We start from the raw sequence: 1,397 nt of genomic DNA on the forward strand, positions 1-1,397 counted from the left end.
TTGCAGGATATAACTCAATAGATGCTTTTAGCGCACTTTTTAATGGAATTTTTTCAAAACCTAAATATATATCTAATACAATTATTAAGGCTACGCCTATTATTTTAACTGGTTTAAGTGTTGCATTTGCCTTTAAAACAGGATTATTTAATATTGGAGCAGAGGGCCAATATATAATAGGTACAATTGCATCAACAATAGTTGGAATTAAATTAAATTTACCAGCAGTATTAGAAATTCCTTTAGTAATTTTAGCTGGTGTAGCTGCTGGAGCAGTGTTTGGTGGTATTGTAGGAATTCTCAAGGCGAAATTCGGAATACATGAAGTTATAACCAGTATAATGCTGAATTGGATTGCATTATATTTATCTAATTTCGTTGTATCAACAGATGTATTTCACCAACCAGATTCAACAAGTACTTATATGATTAATGAATCTGGATTTACTACTATACTTGGTAATTGGAAGACTTCTGATGCTGGAATGGAATTTCTTTCTCACAACAAATGGTTATCAGAAGTTTTGTTAAAGACAGATGTTAATATTGGAATTATTGTTGCTATTATAATGGCTGTAGTTATATCGATTTTATTATATAAATCAGCAAAAGGATATGAATTACGTGCAGTTGGATTAAATAAAGATGCAGCAGAATTTGCTGGAATAAATGTTAATCGTAATATAGTTCAATCAATGGTAATTGCAGGTGCATTATCAGGTCTTGCTGGAGCACTAGCTATCACAGGAACAGCACCTCATAAGTTATCTACTATGGCTGCTTTTGAAAATAACGGATTTAATGGATTATCAGTTGCATTAATTGCAGGAAGTTCACCTATTGGTTGTATCTTTGGAGGATTATTATATGGTGGATTACTATATGGAGGTCAATCTGTACAATCTGCTATAGGTGCACCATCGGAAATAATAAATATAATGATAGGTACTATTGTATTTTTCGTAGCATTAACTAAGATTGTACCTGCTTTAGCTGACAGACTTTTAAAGAGAGGTGAGAAGAATGTTAAATAGTATTGCACTATTAATAGGTATTACACTAATGTATTCAGCACCGCTAATATTTGGAGCATTAGGTGGAGTTGTTTCTGAGCGTTCTGGAGTTGTAAATATCGGAATTGAAGGTATGATGACTATAGGTGCATTTACTGGTGCGGCAGTAGGATATTATTCTGGAAATGCATGGCTTGGATTTTTAGCTGCAGGAATTGCAGGGGGAATAATGGCTTTATTACATGCAGTTGCATCTATAACATTCAATGCTGATCAGACAATATCAGGTATTGCTATAAATTTATTAGGTGCAGGTTTCTCGTTATTTACATGTAGGTTATTATTTGAAGGAGCTACTATGACTAAACCAGTAGCTACTAAATT

At 33.1% G+C, this 1,397-nt stretch carries 1 protein-coding gene and 1 pseudogene; both read left to right on the forward strand.

Annotation, left to right across the window (positions count from 1 at the left end; all coding sequences use genetic code 11):
* A partial coding sequence (locus L3B96_RS27070; protein WP_238949057.1) for an ABC transporter permease occupies positions 1-1,034 on the forward strand: 1,034 nt, incomplete at its 5' end.
* A pseudogene (locus L3B96_RS27075) lies at positions 1,024-1,397 on the forward strand (ABC transporter permease); the annotation flags it as partial. The gene L3B96_RS27070 and the pseudogene L3B96_RS27075, both read left to right, overlap by 11 nt.

The sequence above is a fragment of the Clostridium sp. YIM B02569 genome (assembly GCF_022320765.1).
GTDB lineage: Bacteria > Bacillota > Clostridia > Clostridiales > Clostridiaceae > Clostridium > Clostridium beijerinckii.